This is a genomic window from Streptacidiphilus sp. PB12-B1b, from assembly GCF_014084125.1.
Lineage (GTDB): Bacteria > Actinomycetota > Actinomycetes > Streptomycetales > Streptomycetaceae > Streptacidiphilus.
The window spans coordinates 7,398,213-7,411,191 of the sequence record NZ_CP048405.1 but is presented as its reverse complement, the minus strand read 5'-3'; the positions used below and the strand labels follow the sequence as shown (position 1 = coordinate 7,411,191).

The 12,979-nt window shown below is 72.5% G+C and carries 13 protein-coding genes; 7 read left to right on the top strand and 6 right to left on the bottom strand.

Annotated elements, in window-relative coordinates; translation table 11 throughout:
- Window position 1 precedes the first annotated feature (1 nt).
- The 3 genes from GXW83_RS32295 to GXW83_RS32285 are packed head-to-tail and all read left to right on the top strand — an operon-like array spanning window position 2 to window position 1,973.
- Window positions 2–586 (top strand): DUF4865 family protein, encoded by a 585-nt coding sequence (locus tag GXW83_RS32295; protein ID WP_182446538.1) that lies wholly within the window; start codon window positions 2–4, stop codon window positions 584–586.
- Entirely contained in the window at window positions 586–984 is a 399-nt protein-coding gene (locus tag GXW83_RS32290) for a carboxymuconolactone decarboxylase family protein (RefSeq protein WP_182446537.1), read from the top strand. Before GXW83_RS32295 ends, GXW83_RS32290 begins: the two co-directional genes overlap by 1 nt.
- Window positions 981–1,973, top strand: coding sequence for a phosphotriesterase (locus GXW83_RS32285; RefSeq protein WP_182446536.1), 993 nt, complete (start codon window positions 981–983; stop codon window positions 1,971–1,973). Before GXW83_RS32290 ends, GXW83_RS32285 begins: the two co-directional genes overlap by 4 nt.
- A gap of 138 nt (window positions 1,974–2,111) precedes the next feature.
- Here GXW83_RS32285 and GXW83_RS32280 read toward each other — a convergent pair whose 3' ends face one another.
- Window positions 2,112–3,764 carry an LCP family protein gene (locus GXW83_RS32280; RefSeq protein ID WP_182446535.1) on the bottom strand — a complete coding sequence of 551 codons (1,653 nt, stop codon included), beginning with the start codon at window positions 3,762–3,764 and terminating at the stop codon, window positions 2,112–2,114.
- Window positions 3,765–4,195: 431 nt separating this feature from the next.
- Between GXW83_RS32280 and GXW83_RS32275 the strand changes: the two genes are divergently transcribed.
- Genes GXW83_RS32275 through GXW83_RS32265 form a run of 3 tightly spaced genes read left to right on the top strand, consistent with a single transcriptional unit; the run spans window position 4,196 to window position 6,632 of the window.
- Complete coding sequence (locus tag GXW83_RS32275; protein WP_182446534.1) at window positions 4,196–5,329, top strand: ABC transporter ATP-binding protein; 1,134 nt, start codon at window positions 4,196–4,198, stop codon at window positions 5,327–5,329.
- Window positions 5,326–5,964 carry an ABC transporter permease gene (locus GXW83_RS32270; RefSeq protein ID WP_182446533.1) on the top strand — a complete coding sequence of 213 codons (639 nt, stop codon included), beginning with the start codon at window positions 5,326–5,328 and terminating at the stop codon, window positions 5,962–5,964. Before GXW83_RS32275 ends, GXW83_RS32270 begins: the two co-directional genes overlap by 4 nt.
- Window positions 5,961–6,632: an ABC transporter permease gene (locus GXW83_RS32265; RefSeq protein ID WP_182446532.1), complete on the top strand. Its 672-nt coding sequence runs from the start codon at window positions 5,961–5,963 to the stop codon at window positions 6,630–6,632. The genes GXW83_RS32270 and GXW83_RS32265 overlap by 4 nt, the downstream gene beginning before the upstream one ends.
- Window positions 6,633–6,698: 66 nt before the next feature.
- Here GXW83_RS32265 and GXW83_RS32260 read toward each other — a convergent pair whose 3' ends face one another.
- The 4 genes from GXW83_RS32260 to GXW83_RS32245 all read right to left on the bottom strand — a co-directional run bounded on the left by GXW83_RS32260 (window position 6,699) and on the right by GXW83_RS32245 (window position 11,006).
- A complete protein-coding gene (locus GXW83_RS32260; RefSeq protein ID WP_182446531.1) occupies window positions 6,699–7,346 on the bottom strand; it encodes an ATP/GTP-binding protein in 648 nt (215 codons plus the stop codon).
- Window positions 7,288–7,671 carry a DUF742 domain-containing protein gene (locus tag GXW83_RS32255; RefSeq protein WP_225447595.1) on the bottom strand — a complete coding sequence of 128 codons (384 nt, stop codon included), beginning with the start codon at window positions 7,669–7,671 and terminating at the stop codon, window positions 7,288–7,290. The genes GXW83_RS32260 and GXW83_RS32255 overlap by 59 nt, the downstream gene beginning before the upstream one ends.
- A gap of 324 nt (window positions 7,672–7,995) precedes the next feature.
- A complete protein-coding gene (locus tag GXW83_RS32250) occupies window positions 7,996–8,472 on the bottom strand; it encodes a roadblock/LC7 domain-containing protein (protein ID WP_182446529.1) in 477 nt (158 codons plus the stop codon).
- Window positions 8,469–11,006, bottom strand: coding sequence for an ATP-binding protein (locus tag GXW83_RS32245; protein ID WP_182446528.1), 2,538 nt, complete (start codon window positions 11,004–11,006; stop codon window positions 8,469–8,471). The genes GXW83_RS32250 and GXW83_RS32245 overlap by 4 nt, the downstream gene beginning before the upstream one ends.
- Window positions 11,007–11,312: 306 nt before the next feature.
- On the opposite strand from GXW83_RS32245, the gene GXW83_RS32240 reads away from it, so the two are divergent.
- Window positions 11,313–12,269, top strand: coding sequence for an ABC transporter substrate-binding protein (locus tag GXW83_RS32240; protein WP_182446527.1), 957 nt, complete (start codon window positions 11,313–11,315; stop codon window positions 12,267–12,269).
- A 159-nt stretch (window positions 12,270–12,428) separates the two neighbouring features.
- Here the strand turns inward: GXW83_RS32240 and GXW83_RS32235 are convergent, their stop codons facing one another.
- Window positions 12,429–12,950 carry a MarR family winged helix-turn-helix transcriptional regulator gene (locus tag GXW83_RS32235; RefSeq protein ID WP_370466903.1) on the bottom strand — a complete coding sequence of 174 codons (522 nt, stop codon included), beginning with the start codon at window positions 12,948–12,950 and terminating at the stop codon, window positions 12,429–12,431.
- Between the last annotated feature and the right edge of the window lie 29 nt (window positions 12,951–12,979).

The following is a 12,979-nucleotide window of genomic DNA, read 5'->3' as shown; positions in this document are numbered from 1 at the left end:
CGTGCAGGCCATGCAGTACACCATCACCCTGCCCGCCGACTACGACATGTCGATCATCCGTGAGCGCGTCCGCACCCGCGGGCACCTGCTGGACGGCTTCCCCGGCCTCGGCTTCAAGGCGTACCTGATCCGCGAACGCGGTGTCGACGGCTCGCCGGTCAACGCCTACGCGCCGTTCTACCTGTGGCGCGACACCGGGGGGATGAACCGGTTCCTGTGGGGCGGCGGCGGCTTCGGCGGCCTCGTCGCCGACTTCGGCCGCCCGGCCGTCCGCAGCTGGACCACCGTCCACGAGGCGTCAGGACCGGCCCGGACGCGGCCGCCGGTCACTGCGATCCGCAGGCTGGAGGCCGTCCCGGACGGCGCCGACCCCGCCGAGGCGGTCACGCGCGCCCGCGCCGCCGCCGAGGCCACCGCCGGGACGCCGGGCGTGCACCGCACCCTGGTCGCGCTCGATCCGGACCGCTGGGAACTGGTCCTCCTGACGCTGTGGGCCGAACCAGCCGAACCGGCCGAACCGGAACCGGCCGGAACAACCGACCGCTACCGGATCCTCCACCTCTCCCAGGGAACGGACGAGAGCTGATGCAACCGCTCACCGAGGCGACGCTCGACCGCGCCGCCGGATACGCCCTGCTCGGACAACTCCAGGACGAGGACGCCCAACTCACCACGCTGCAGGCCCTGGACGGGCTCGCGCCGGGCTTTCCCGACTGGATCGTCACCACCCTCTTCGGCGGCACCTACCAGCGCGAGGGCCTCTCGCTGCGCGACCGGCAGGTCGCCAATCTGGCGGCGCTCACCGCGCTCGGCGGGGTCGAGCCGCAGCTCGCCCAGCATGTGCGGGCCAGTCTGCGGGTGGGGATGGCCCCGGCCGAGGTGGTCGAGGTGCTGGTGCACCTCGCGCCGTACGTCGGCGTGCCCAAGGCGCTGGCCGGGCTGCGGGTCGCCGCGCAGGTTCTGCCCGAGGACGGACAGCCGTGACCGCCGTCGTCCGCACCGTCCTCGGGGACGTCCCGGCGGCGGAGCTGGGCGTGGTCGACTCCCATGACCACCTGTTCTTCCGCAGCGTGCAGTTCCCGCCCGACCAGGCGCTGGACGATCCGGCGGCCGCCGTGGCGGAGCTGCGGGCCTTCGCCGGGCTCGGCGGCGGCACGGTCGTCCAGTGGACGCCCTTCGGCCTGGGGCGCGGTTCGGCGCGGCTGGCCGAGGTCTCCCGGGCCGCCGGGGTGCACCTCGTCGCGGCGACCGGGATGCACCAGGCCCAGCACTACCCGCCCGGCGCGGTGGAGCGGGCCACCGCGGGCGGCCTGGCCGCCCTCTTCGTCCGCGAGCTGACCTCGGGCCTGGTCCGCGCCGACGGCGAGGAGGGCGCGGAGGGCGAGCGGACCGCCCGGGGCGGCGAGGGCGAACTGCCCTGCCGGGCGGGCCTGATCAAGGTCGCCGGCTGCTTCCACAGCCTGGACCGGCACGCCCGTACGACCATGGCCGCCGCCGCCGAGGCGCACCATGCCACCGGCGCGCCGATCGGCGTCCACCTGGAGCACGGCTCGGCCGGGGCAGACGTGCTGGATCTGCTCTGCGACGAGCTGGCCGTGCCCGCGGAGCGGGTCGTGCTGGGGCACCTGAACCGGTTCCCCGAGCCCCGGGTGCAGCGCGGGCTGGCCGAGCGCGGGGCCTTCCTCTGTTTTGACGGTCCGTCACGGGCCAACCACACCACCGACTGGAGGCTGGTCGACGCCCTGGTCGAACTGGTGGAGGCGGGCCACGCAGGGCAGTTGCTGCTGGGCGGGGACACCACCACCGCCCAGGCGCGCGCGGCCACCGGCGGCGGACCCGGCATCCCCTACCTGCTGAAGACCCTCCGGCCGCTGCTGGTGCGGGAGTTGGGCCAGGAGACGGTGGACAGGCTGCTGGTCGGCAATCCGGCCCGGGCCTTTGCCACCGCCTGGCGGACCGCCCCGCCGCGCTGACCCGGCTGGGCCGCCCCCGCGCCGGGGCAGATTGCCCGTGGGCCCGACTGTCAGTGGGGCCCACTAGGGTCGGCGGACATGGAGGAAACAACCCGCTCCGGGGCGGGCGACCACCCCGGAGCAGAGCCGGCGGCCCGGTCAGGGCGCCGAGTCGGGCACCTTCGGGCTGTCGTTGTACGCCTGGGTCGGGGTCATGCCGACGCCGTTGAGCGCGACCGTGTACTGGGTGCTGACCGGCGCGCAGCTGTTCGTCTGGTTGCCGGTCTGGTCGTGGGCGCCGCTGAGCGCGACCTTGGTGTCGGCGGCCGCCGGGGACGCCTTGCCGCCGGGGAAGGTGCTGCCGCTGGTCCAGTCCCTGCCGATGACCAGCGTCAGCTGCGAGCCGCCGCCCTGCTTCAGCGCGGAGCCGGGCAGGCCCAGGCTGGCGGCGACCTCCTTGGCCTCCCCGGCCTCGGCGGCCGGGTAGCTGAGCGAGGTGGTCGCAGCCGAGGGGGCGTCGCCGACGCTGCTGTTGCTGCTGTAGCCCTGGTTGACCAGGGCGCTCTCGACGGTTCCGGCCCGGCCGCCCAGCCCGGTGCCGTTGAGCACCTGGACGGCGATCTGCGCGGCCGGGACGGTCGGCGCGGGCGCGGCGGTGGCGGTCGCGGTCGCGGTGGCGGCGGTGGACTTGCCGCCGCCCGCGGTGGTCAGCGACTGGTCGTTGGCGATGGTCCGGAACAGCGTCTGCGCGCCGGGGCCTATCACCACGCGGTTGTTGTTGGCGGGGTCCGGCTGGTTCTGCATGGTGGTGAAGGTGATCCGGTCGGTCGGCACCTTGTTGAGGTCGTCGGCCAGGTCGACCAGCTTGGGGATGCTGTCCAGACCGGTGTCCACGGTCAGCGCCTTGGTCGCGGCACCGGCCAGGTCGAGCAGCTTCACCGGGTTGCTCAGGGTGTCGGCGCTCTTCAGCTTGTTGATCATCTGGGTGAGGAAGATGTGCTGGGCGTAGGTGCGGCCGAGGTCGCTGCCGTCACCGAAGCCGTGGCGGGTGCGCAGGAACTCCAGCGCGCCCAGCCCCTGCAGGGTGTGCGTGCCCTTGGACAGCTTCAGGTGCGAGTCGGGGTCGTAGACGTTGGCGCTGACGCAGACGCTGACGCCGCCGATGGCGTCGGACATGTTCACGACGCCGCTGAAGTCGACCATGGCGAAGTGGTCGATGGGTATGCCGGTCAGCTGCTCCACGGCGGCCACGGTGCAGCCGGGCCCGTACTGCAGACTGCTGTTGATCATGCCCACGCCGCCGCCGAAGCTGGTGTGGTCCTTGGTGTCGGTGCAGGCCGGGAGCGTGGTCTCGAGGTCGCGCGGGATGCTCATCACCGTCGCGTTGCTGCGGTCCGCGGAGAGGTGGACCACCATCTCGACGTCGGCGTTGGCGCCGACGCCGCCGTCCGAGCAGTCGCCGCCGATCTTGCAGTCCGCGGCGGAGGAGCGGGTGTCCGAGCCCAGCACCAGGATGTTCAGCGGGGTGCGACCGAAGGCGTCCGGCTTCTCGGTCAGCGCGGGCTTCTTGCTGCCGTTGAAAAGGTTGTCCGCGGTGATGTTGCCGTTGAGCTTGTTGTACTCGTAGCCAACCCCGGCGGCGGCCAGCACCACCACGCCGGCCAGGGATATGCAAACGATCTTGACGGTCTTCTTACGCTTCCCCTGCCGGTTCTTGCGTGCGGCCGCCCGTCCGACCAGGCCGCTCGCGTCCGGAGGGGTACCGCCGCGCCGGGCTGCCGCCCGGCCGCTCGGCGCCTTGGTTCCGCTCATGAACGGGCCGCCTGACGGCTCCCGGTCGCCTCGGGGGGAACTCGTTCATGGTCACATCCTCGGTACGCCGCAGCGCCGGGTCTCGGTCGGCTGCACTGTCGGGCAGAGCCCAGGGGCTCCGGTTCGGTGTGCGCACCGCTGTAGTGCGGTGGACCCCGATGCGCGGGGGTCGGCTCTGGCGGCCCGAGCGGCTGGTTCCACGGGTGGGCAATCTAGCAAGCGATCGTGAGTAATACATAAAAGCTAGGTATCGAAGTTCACTTCTCAGGTGTAAGGGTCAACTCTGCCACACGGGTGAACGGACGCGACAGGGAGCACCGCGGTTCCCAGGGGCACCCAAGTCGAACAAATGAACGTTGACGGGCGTACCACGCGTCTCGGAAAATGTCAGGGTCCTGAACTTTGACATGCCCGAAGGGTTATGTACGGCTTTGATACTGATCGACGCGGTGACGAAGCGATACCCCGACGGCACGACTGCGGTGGATCGACTGACGCTCGAAATCCCGGCCGGTTCCATCACCGTCCTGGTCGGCCCCTCGGGCTGCGGCAAGACCACCACCCTGCGCATGATCAACAGGATGATCGACCCCACCGAGGGCCGGATCACCCTGGACGGCCAGGACATCCGCGACCGCCCGGTGACGGCCCTGCGCCGGTCCATGGGCTACGTCATCCAGCACGCCGGCCTTTTCCCGCACCGGACCATCGTCGAGAACATCGCCACCGTGCCCCGGCTGCTCGGCTGGGACCGGGGCAAGGCGCGCGCCCGGGCGATGGAGCTGATGGAGCGCGTCGGCCTGGATCCGGCGCTGGCCCGGCGCTACCCCTACCAGCTCTCCGGCGGACAGCAGCAGCGCGTGGGCGTGGCCCGGGCGCTGGCGGCCGACCCGCCGGTGATGCTGATGGACGAGCCCTTCTCCGCGGTCGACCCGATCGTCCGCAAGGGCCTGCAGGAGGAGCTGCTGCGGATCCAGGCCGAGCTGGGCAAGACCATCGTCTTCGTCACGCACGACATCGACGAGGCCACCGGCATCGGCGACATGGTCGCGGTGCTGCGCGAGGGCGGCCGGCTGGCCCAGTACGCGCCCCCGGCCGAGCTGCTCTCCGCGCCCGCCGACGCCTTCGTGGAGGACTTCCTGGGCCTGGACCGGGGCATCCGCAGGCTCTCCTTCTTCACCGCGGCCGGGCTGGAGCTCACCTCCCAGCCGATCATCGCGGTGGACAGCACCGCCGACCAGATCGCCGCCCGGACCCTGCCGCAGACCCCCTACCTGCTGGTCACCGACACCGAGGGCCGCCCGCTGGGCTGGGCGCACGGCCAGGAGCGGGCCGCGGGCGGCACCGAGCTGATCCCGTTCGGCCACAGCTTCCGGGCCGGCGGCGACTCGCTGCGCGCCGCGCTGGACTCCGCCGTGCTCTCGCCGACCGGCTGGGCCGTCGCGGTGGACGCGGACGGCCGGGCCGTGGGCGTGGCCGCGCAGGAGACCATCGCCGCCGCCATCCGCGCCGCCCACGCCGAGCGCTCCGGCGCCGCCCGCGCGGGGGATGTGGCCGTCCGATGAGCGGCTTCTTCACCATGCCCAGCGACCTGCAGCACACCTACCTGGGCCTGGTCGTCTGGCACCTGCAGCTGGCGCTGGTCCCGGTGCTGCTCGGGCTGCTGATCGCGCTGCCGATCGGCCAGCTGTGCGTCCGCTTCCGCTGGCTGTACGCGCCCATGCTGGGCGTCACCACCGTCTTCTACGCCGTGCCCTCGCTGGCCTTCTTCGTCGTGCTGATCGACTGGACCGGCCAGAGCGACACCACCGTGGAGATCCCGCTCACCGTCTACACCCTGGTGATCCTGGTCCCGGCGATCATCGACGGCGTCCGCTCGGTGCCGGTGGAGACCCATGCCGCCGCCACCGCCATGGGCTTCGGCCCGGCCCGCCGCTACTTCCAGGTGGACCTGCCGATCGCGGTCCCGGCCATCGTCGCCGGGCTGCGGGTGGCCACCGTCTCCAGCATCAGCCTGGTCAGCGTCGGCGCGCTGATCGGCGACCAGGGCGCGCTGGGCAACCTGCTGGAGGACGCGACCCTGTACCACCGGACGATCCTGGCGTGGAGCTCGGTGGTCACCACGGCCGTCCTGGCGATCCTCATCGACAGCCTGCTGGTGCTGCTGCGCCGGCTCCTCACCCCCTGGGCGGCGCGGTGAACCTGCTGCACTACATCGATGTCTTCTACACCAGCAAGGCCAACTGGAGCGGGGCCAACGGCATCCCGCAACGGCTGTGGGAGCACGTGCTGTACACGCTGATGGCGCTGGGCATCGCCGCCGCCATCGGGCTGCCGATCGGCCTGGCCACCGGCCACACCGGGCGCGGCGGCAACGCGCTGGCGTTCGTCGCCACGGCCGCCCGGGCGCTGCCCAGCTTCGGCCTGCTGGTGCTGCTGACGCTGCTCATGGGCCTGGGGCTGACGCCGGTCATGGTGCCGCTGGTGGCGCTGGCCGTCCCGCCGATCCTGGTCACCACCTACGAGGCGGTGCGCGCCGCGGACCGCTCGCTGGTGGACGCCGCCCGGGGCATGGGCATGGGCCCGATGCGGGTGCTGTTCCAGGTGGAGCTGCCGGTGGCGCTGCCGCTGATCCTCAGCGGGATGCGCTCGGCGGCGGTGCAGATCGTCTCGACCGCGACCATCGCCGCCTACGTCTCCTTCGGCGGGCTCGGCCGCTACATCGTCGACGGCCTCTACCAGGAGGACTACGGCAAGGTCGTCGGCGGGGCGTCCCTGGTGGCCGGGCTGGCGCTGGTGACGCTGGGCCTGTTCTGGCTGGCGGCGCGGGTGTTCGTCTCGCCCGGGGTCAGGCGCAGCGGGCGCTGACCGGCCCGCCCCGGGGCGCGGCGGCCGCACTGCGGGCCGCCGCGCCGGGAAGCCGGGCGGGGGTGTTCAGTGCTCGGCGCGGGCCAGGGCGAGTTCCAGCACGACCAGCAGCGCGTCGCGCACCGAGCCCCGCTCGCGGGCGTCGAACAGCACCAGCGGGACGTTGTCGTTGACGTCCAGCGCCCAGCGCACCTCGTCCAGGTCGTGGGTCAGGCTGCCGTCGAAGACGTTGACCCCGATGGCGAACGGCAGGTTGCGGTTCTCGAAGAAGTCGACGGCGGCGAAGCAGTCGTCCAGCCGCCGGGTGTCCACGATGACCAGGCCGCCGAGGGCGCCCTCGACCAGGTCGTCCCACATGAAGCCGAAGCGGTCCTGGCCGGGGGTGCCGAAGAGGTAGAGCTTCAGCGTCGGGTCCAGGGTGATGCAGCCGAAGTCCATGGCCACGGTGGTGGTGGTCTTGTGCGGGGTGTGGGTGAGGTCGTCCACGCCTGCGGCGACCTCGGTGATGCTGGCCTCGGTGGTGAGCGGTTCGATCTCCGATATCGACGCCACGGTCGTCGTCTTGCCGACGCCGAAGCCCCCGGCGATGACCATCTTGACCGGCAGCGGCGGGCGGAGCTGCGGCGCGGCGTGCCTGCCTGCGGCCGTGGCGGCGCTAGGCGGGGCGGTTGCCACGCGGTAGCCCTCGGGAGTCGGGGACGGCGCGGAGACCATCGATAACCCTTCGCAGTACGGATACATCCTGGGCGGTGCTGGCCTGGGGTACGTACACGGCCAACTGTCGTGCGCTGTGCAGGTCTCCGGCGATGACCCGGACCACGTTCAGGTGCAGGTGCAGCCGGGCGGCGAGCTCGGCGAGGGACTGCGGCACCCGGCACGCGGCGACGATGGCCTGGTGCTCGAAGGTCAGGCCGTCCAGTGCGGTGAGGCCTTCGGCCGTGGCGACGACCTGGGTCTCCAGCGGCAGTGGGGGGCTCTCGCTCCCGGAACCGCTTCCGGCGACGCGTCCGGCGGTGAGCAGGAACGGCCGCAGGGCCAGGCTGCTGCGTCCGGAGGGCGAATCGCCCTCGCCCGGGGGTCGGCGGCGGTGCCTGCGGGGACTGCCGGGGTCTGCGCGCCCGGTGCCGGGGGCCCGGGGGTGCGGGGGGCGCAGGGGGCGCGTGGGGCTCGGGAGGAAGGGCCGGGACGGGCTCCGGGTCGTCCGCCATGACATAGGGGCGCAACGGGCGGACGAGCCCCGCGTGCGGGAAGCCCTGCGCGCCCTCGGCGGGTGGTGCGCTGGCCACGATGCCGTTCCTCCCATGGTCGCCCCCGTGGTTGATGGATCCGTCCTGTCCGGTCGCCTCCGGCCGCACGCTGCGGCTCAGTTGGCGACCGGCGAGCCCACGCCGTTCTTCAGCTCGATGATCAGCTGCGGGCTGAGCGCGGCCCCGGCCCGGTTGGCGAACAGCGTCATCTCGTACGCGATGTTCCCCAGCTTGGCCTCCTTGGAGGCGACGACGCCGAGCACCGAGCCGTGACCGATCGCCGAGACCAGCAGGTGGCCGCCCTCCAGGTCGATGATGACCTTGTTGAGCGAGCCGAGCCCGTAGTTGCCCGAGGCGCCGGCGGCCAGGCTGGTGATGCCGGAGACGATCGCCGCGAGGCGCTCGGAGTCGGCGTGGTCGCGCAGCCGGGAGACGGCGATGAGCAGCCCGTCGGAGGACACCGCGATGGCGTCCACCACCCCGGCCGTCTCCGTGGCGAAACGGTTCAGCAGCCAGGTGAAGTCGGCCGCTGCGCTGCGCAGGTCACCGGGGACGGCGGGCTCGTTGGGGCTGGGGTCTGTGGGCGTGGTCATGAGCCCGTTCCTTCCGGACGTTCTGGTGTGCGTAGATCCTTGCGGGTGCTGTCCAGTTCGGCGCGACGGACGGCCTCCTCGAACTCCTCCATGGAGTCCCGGACGGCCTCGGCGTCCACCTCCCGCGGCGCGGGCGCCGCCGGTGCGGCGCCGGGACGCCCCTCCAGGGTGGCCCCGCGGACCCGGCGGCGCAGGCCGCCCGAGGGCTCGGCCGCCGGGCGGGCGGTGTCGGTGGCGGCGGGCTCGGCACTGGCCTGGCCGTGCTCGGGCTCGTCCGGCGCGCGGCGCGGCGCCCGCCGAGGCAGCGCCCCGCCGGTCGCCGGCGGCACCACCGGCACCGGCGCGGGCCCGGTCGCCGCCGGGGCCTGCGCGGCAGGGGCGTACGCGGCCGGGGCGGCGTGCGAAGGAGCGTTGTACGGGAGGCCCGAGGACGCGAGGGCCGTCGCCCGGGCCGGTGCGGACGGCGCCGGCACGGCCAGCGCGGCCGGGGTCGGCAGCGCCGGGGCGGGCTGCTGCGCGGCGGCCGGAGCGGCCGTCACCAGCTCCGGCGGGACGGTCACGGTGCTGGTCACGCCGCCGCCCGGGGTCCGGGCCAGGGTGACGGTGATGCCCCAGCGCCGGGCCAGGGTGCCCACCACGAACAGTCCGAGCACCTTGGTCGGCACCAGGTCCAGGCGTTCGCGCCGCACCAGCCGGGCGTTCTCCTCGGCCATCCGGTCCGAGCCCATGCCCAGGCCGTGGTCCACGATCTCGATCACCGCGCGCCCGCCCGACGCGCTGCGCACCGTCACCTCGACGTCGCTGTGCGCGGGGGAGAAGGAGACGGCGTTCTCCAGCAGCTCGGCCAGCATCAGCACCAGGTCGCCCAGGGCGTCCGGGGAGACCGAGGCGTCCGAGCGGGCGTGCAGCGACACCCGCTGGTAGCCCTCGATCTGCCCGAGGGCGGCCCGCACCGCGTGGCTCACCGGCGCCGGACGGCCGTCCAGCTCGGTCTCGCGGATGCCCGCCAGCAGCATCAGGCTGTCGGCGTTGCGCTGCATGCGCACCGCGATGTGGTCGATCCGGTAGAGCCGCTCCAGCAGCTCCGGATCGGTCTCGCTGCGCTCGGCCGCGTCTATCAAGGACAGTTGACGTGTCGTCAGATTGCTGACCCGGCGGCCGACGTTGCCGAACATCTCGGCGATGTTGCGCCGGCTGGTGACCTGGCGCTCCAGCAGCCCGGCGGCGGTGACCTGCACCTGGTTGAACGCCGAAGCCAGCTCGCCGATCTCGTCGTCCGCCAGCACCGGCACGGCCTCCAGCCGCGGTGGGCTCTCGTCGGTGGCGTCGTCGTCGGCGACCCGCGCCAGCTCCCGCCCGGAGACCTCGGCGACCTTGCGCGCGGCGCCCGTCAGCCGCTGCACCGGGCGCACCACCGAGTGCCTGATCAGCACCGACAGGGTCAGCCAGGTGGTGAACACCAGCAGCGCCAGGGCCAGCAGGAAGATCGCCCGCCACCCGGCGGAGGCGGCGTCGCCGTCGGCGCTGGACGCGATCTGCCCGGCCAGCAGCTGCACCGCGTGCTGCCGGATCGCCGCCTCGGCGGCGATCGTCGGGTACAGCGCCAGCGCCTGCGGCACCCCGACCGCGTCGTTCGGGTCGTCCGACAGCGGCGCCGGGTTGTCCTCCAGCACCGAGTAGGCGTAGGTGAGCTGGCTCTGCGAGGAGTTGTAGTCCACCGCGGAGAGCGCGGTGGACTGCGCGGCGTCGGCCAGCTCGTCGAAGCGCTGCTCCTGGTACTGGTACTGGTTGAGCTGGCCGACGGTGGCGACGAACTCGATCAGCGACTCGGAGTCGTAGGTCTGTGCGGACAGCAGCCCGGTCTCGTACGCGGCGTGCGCGCCGTCGGCCCGCAGCAGCGCGTCCAGGGTCTGCGACAGGGTGATGTCGCCGCTGTGGTTGCTGGTCAGCCCAAGGCCGTCGACCAGGTCGTTGGCGGCCGAGTTGTAGGCGTCGTCGATGTTGGCGGCGGCCATGGCGCCGGTGGTGATCTGCGAGCGGACGTCGCGCAGGTTGCCGACCTCGTTGAGCGCCTGCGCCTCGTCGACCGGCAGGTTCGCGCCGAAGGAGTTGCTGACCACCAGCGCCTGCGCGTCGGTGGCCTGCTGGGCCTGGCCGTAGGCGCTGCTGTCGACCGGCCCGGCGCCGTGCACGGTCGACTTCAGGTCGAAGCGGGTCCACAGCAGGATGGCCTGCTGCTGCTCGGCGCGGACGTCGTCGGCGAGCAGCGCGACCTGGGCGCTGCTGCGCATCAACTGGGCCTGGTTGCCGGTGGATTCGGCCTGGCCTATCTCATTGGCGATGATCACGCCGAACAGCACCGAGATGACCACGACCGGCACGATGACCAGGGCGTTGAGCTTGCGCCGGAACGGGGTCCGGTCGAGGCTGCGGCCGATCCTGGCGCGCAGGCCGGGCTCGTCGGGGGCGAGGGCAGCCGGTCCGGCCGGCGCCTGGACGCCGGATGTCTCCGGATGCGCGTCCTGGGGGGACATGCGGGGCTCCTCGTTCAGCTCCGTACCTGCGACATGACGATGCATCAGTAAATGTCCGACTCGCACGGGTACCCGTTCGTCCGAACGCGCAATCGTGCGGAGACTACCGGCAATGGTCGCTTCTTGTCAGAGGTGACTCTGTGAACATTGTGATACGAAGTCATCAAGATGCTTCCGGAACAGGGGGAAGGCACTCCAGTATCACCGGGTACGGAAGTTGGCTGCCGGTCCGGCAGACGGGCCGCACAGGCCCGTGAGCATGATCTCTAGCACCGCCCATAACCCTTGAACATCCGGAATGGAACAGTGACTACGACTACCAGCGGCCGTCCCACTCGTATCGCCGCCGCCCTCATCGCCTCTGCCGCCGCGGTCACGCTGGCGGCCTGCGGCTCCTCATCGAGCTCGAGTTCCGCGAACCCCCTCGCGCCCAAGACCTCTGCAGCCGCCGGTTCCATCGTCATCGGCTCCAACGACTTCACCGAGAGCACCCTGCTCGCCGACATCTACGGCGTGACGCTCAAGGCCCAGGGCGTCAAGGTGACCTACAAGTACAACATCGGCAGCCGCGAGGTGACCTACGGCCTGCTGCGGAACGGCGACATCCAGCTGATGCCGGAGTACAACGGCGCGCTGCTGGCGTACCTGGACAAGGCGGCGACGCCCACCAGCGTCTCCGACACCGACAACCAGCTGACCGCCAAGCTGGCCCCGGGCCTGGAGCTGCTGGACCCCTCCCCGGCGCAGGACAAGGACTCGCTGACGGTCAACGCCCAGACCGCCGCCAAGTACCACCTGACCAGCGCCTCCACCATCGCCGACCTGGCGCCCTTCGCGGGCGACCTGACCATCGGCGCGGCGCCGGAGTTCCAGACCCGGCAGGAGGGCCTGATCGGGCTGTCGGCCGAGTACGGGCTGAAGTTCAAGGGCTTCAAGGCCCTGGACGCGGGCGGCCCGCTGACCGAGGGCGCGCTGAAGGCCAACAACATCCAGGTCGGTGACATCTTCACGACCGACACCACGGTCACCGCCGACAAGTGGGTCGTTCTGCAGGACCCGAAGAACCTCTTCGGCTTCCAGAACGTCGTGCCGGTCGGCCAGAAGAGCGTGCTGACCCCGGCCGTGGTCTCCGCCCTGAACGCCGTCTCCGCCAAGCTCGACACGGCGACGCTGCTGCAGCTGGACAGCCAGGTGAGCGCCAAGGGCGCCGACCCGCTGCCGGTCGCCACCGCCTGGCTGCAGTCGGTCGGCCTGCCGTCCTGACCCGTTCCGCCCGCTCGGCCAGTGCCGCCCGCCGCGCTCCCGCGGCCGGGCGGCACTGTCGTTCCCGCCCGCGCCGGCGCTCGCCCGCCCGCGCCGGCGCTCGCCCGCCCGCGCCGGCGCTCGCCCGCCCGCGCCGGGCCCGCGCGCCGGGGTGACTGATCAGTCCAGGTCGTCGCAGCGGCCGAGGGCGTCCGGCTGGTGCTGCTCGACCCGGCGCAGCATCCGGCCCAGCTGCCCGGCCAGCACCGCGCGCTCCTCGGTGGAGGCGTCCTGCAGCACGTCCTCCTCGAAGACGGCCGCCATCCGCATGGACTCCAGCCACTTCTCCCGGCCCAGCTCGGTCAGCTCGATGATCACCCGGACCCGGTTGCTCTCGTCCCGGCTGCGGGTGACCAGGTCCGCCGCGGCCATCCGGTCGATCCGGTGCGTCATCGCGGCCGGGGTCAGCCCGAGCCGCTTGGCCAGCTCGCCCGGGCCCAGCCGGTAGGGGCTGCCGGCCACGATCAGCGCCTTCAGGACCTCCCAGTCGGCCGAGCCGATGCCGAGGTCGGTCAGCTGCCGCCCGTACGCCACCGACATCCGCCGGGCGAGCCGGGACAGGGTGCTGACGATCGTCTCGACCTGCGGATCGACGGTCGGGAACTCGCGCTGGTACGCCGCCACCTGCTCGCCGATGTCCAGCTCGGACGTCGGGGAGAGCGGGGGCCCTG

Coding starts and splice junctions, on each gene's coding strand:
- GXW83_RS32290 (WP_182446537.1), top strand. CDS start 586: ATGCAACCGCTCACCGAGGCGACGCTCGACCGCGCCGCCGGATACGCC.
- GXW83_RS32280 (WP_182446535.1), bottom strand. CDS start 3,764: ATGAGCGGAACCAAGGCGCCGAGCGGCCGGGCGGCAGCCCGGCGCGGC.
- GXW83_RS32270 (WP_182446533.1), top strand. CDS start 5,326: ATGAGCGGCTTCTTCACCATGCCCAGCGACCTGCAGCACACCTACCTG.
- GXW83_RS32260 (WP_182446531.1), bottom strand. CDS start 7,346: ATGGTCTCCGCGCCGTCCCCGACTCCCGAGGGCTACCGCGTGGCAACC.
- GXW83_RS32250 (WP_182446529.1), bottom strand. CDS start 8,472: ATGACCACGCCCACAGACCCCAGCCCCAACGAGCCCGCCGTCCCCGGT.
- GXW83_RS32245 (WP_182446528.1), bottom strand. CDS start 11,006: ATGTCCCCCCAGGACGCGCATCCGGAGACATCCGGCGTCCAGGCGCCG.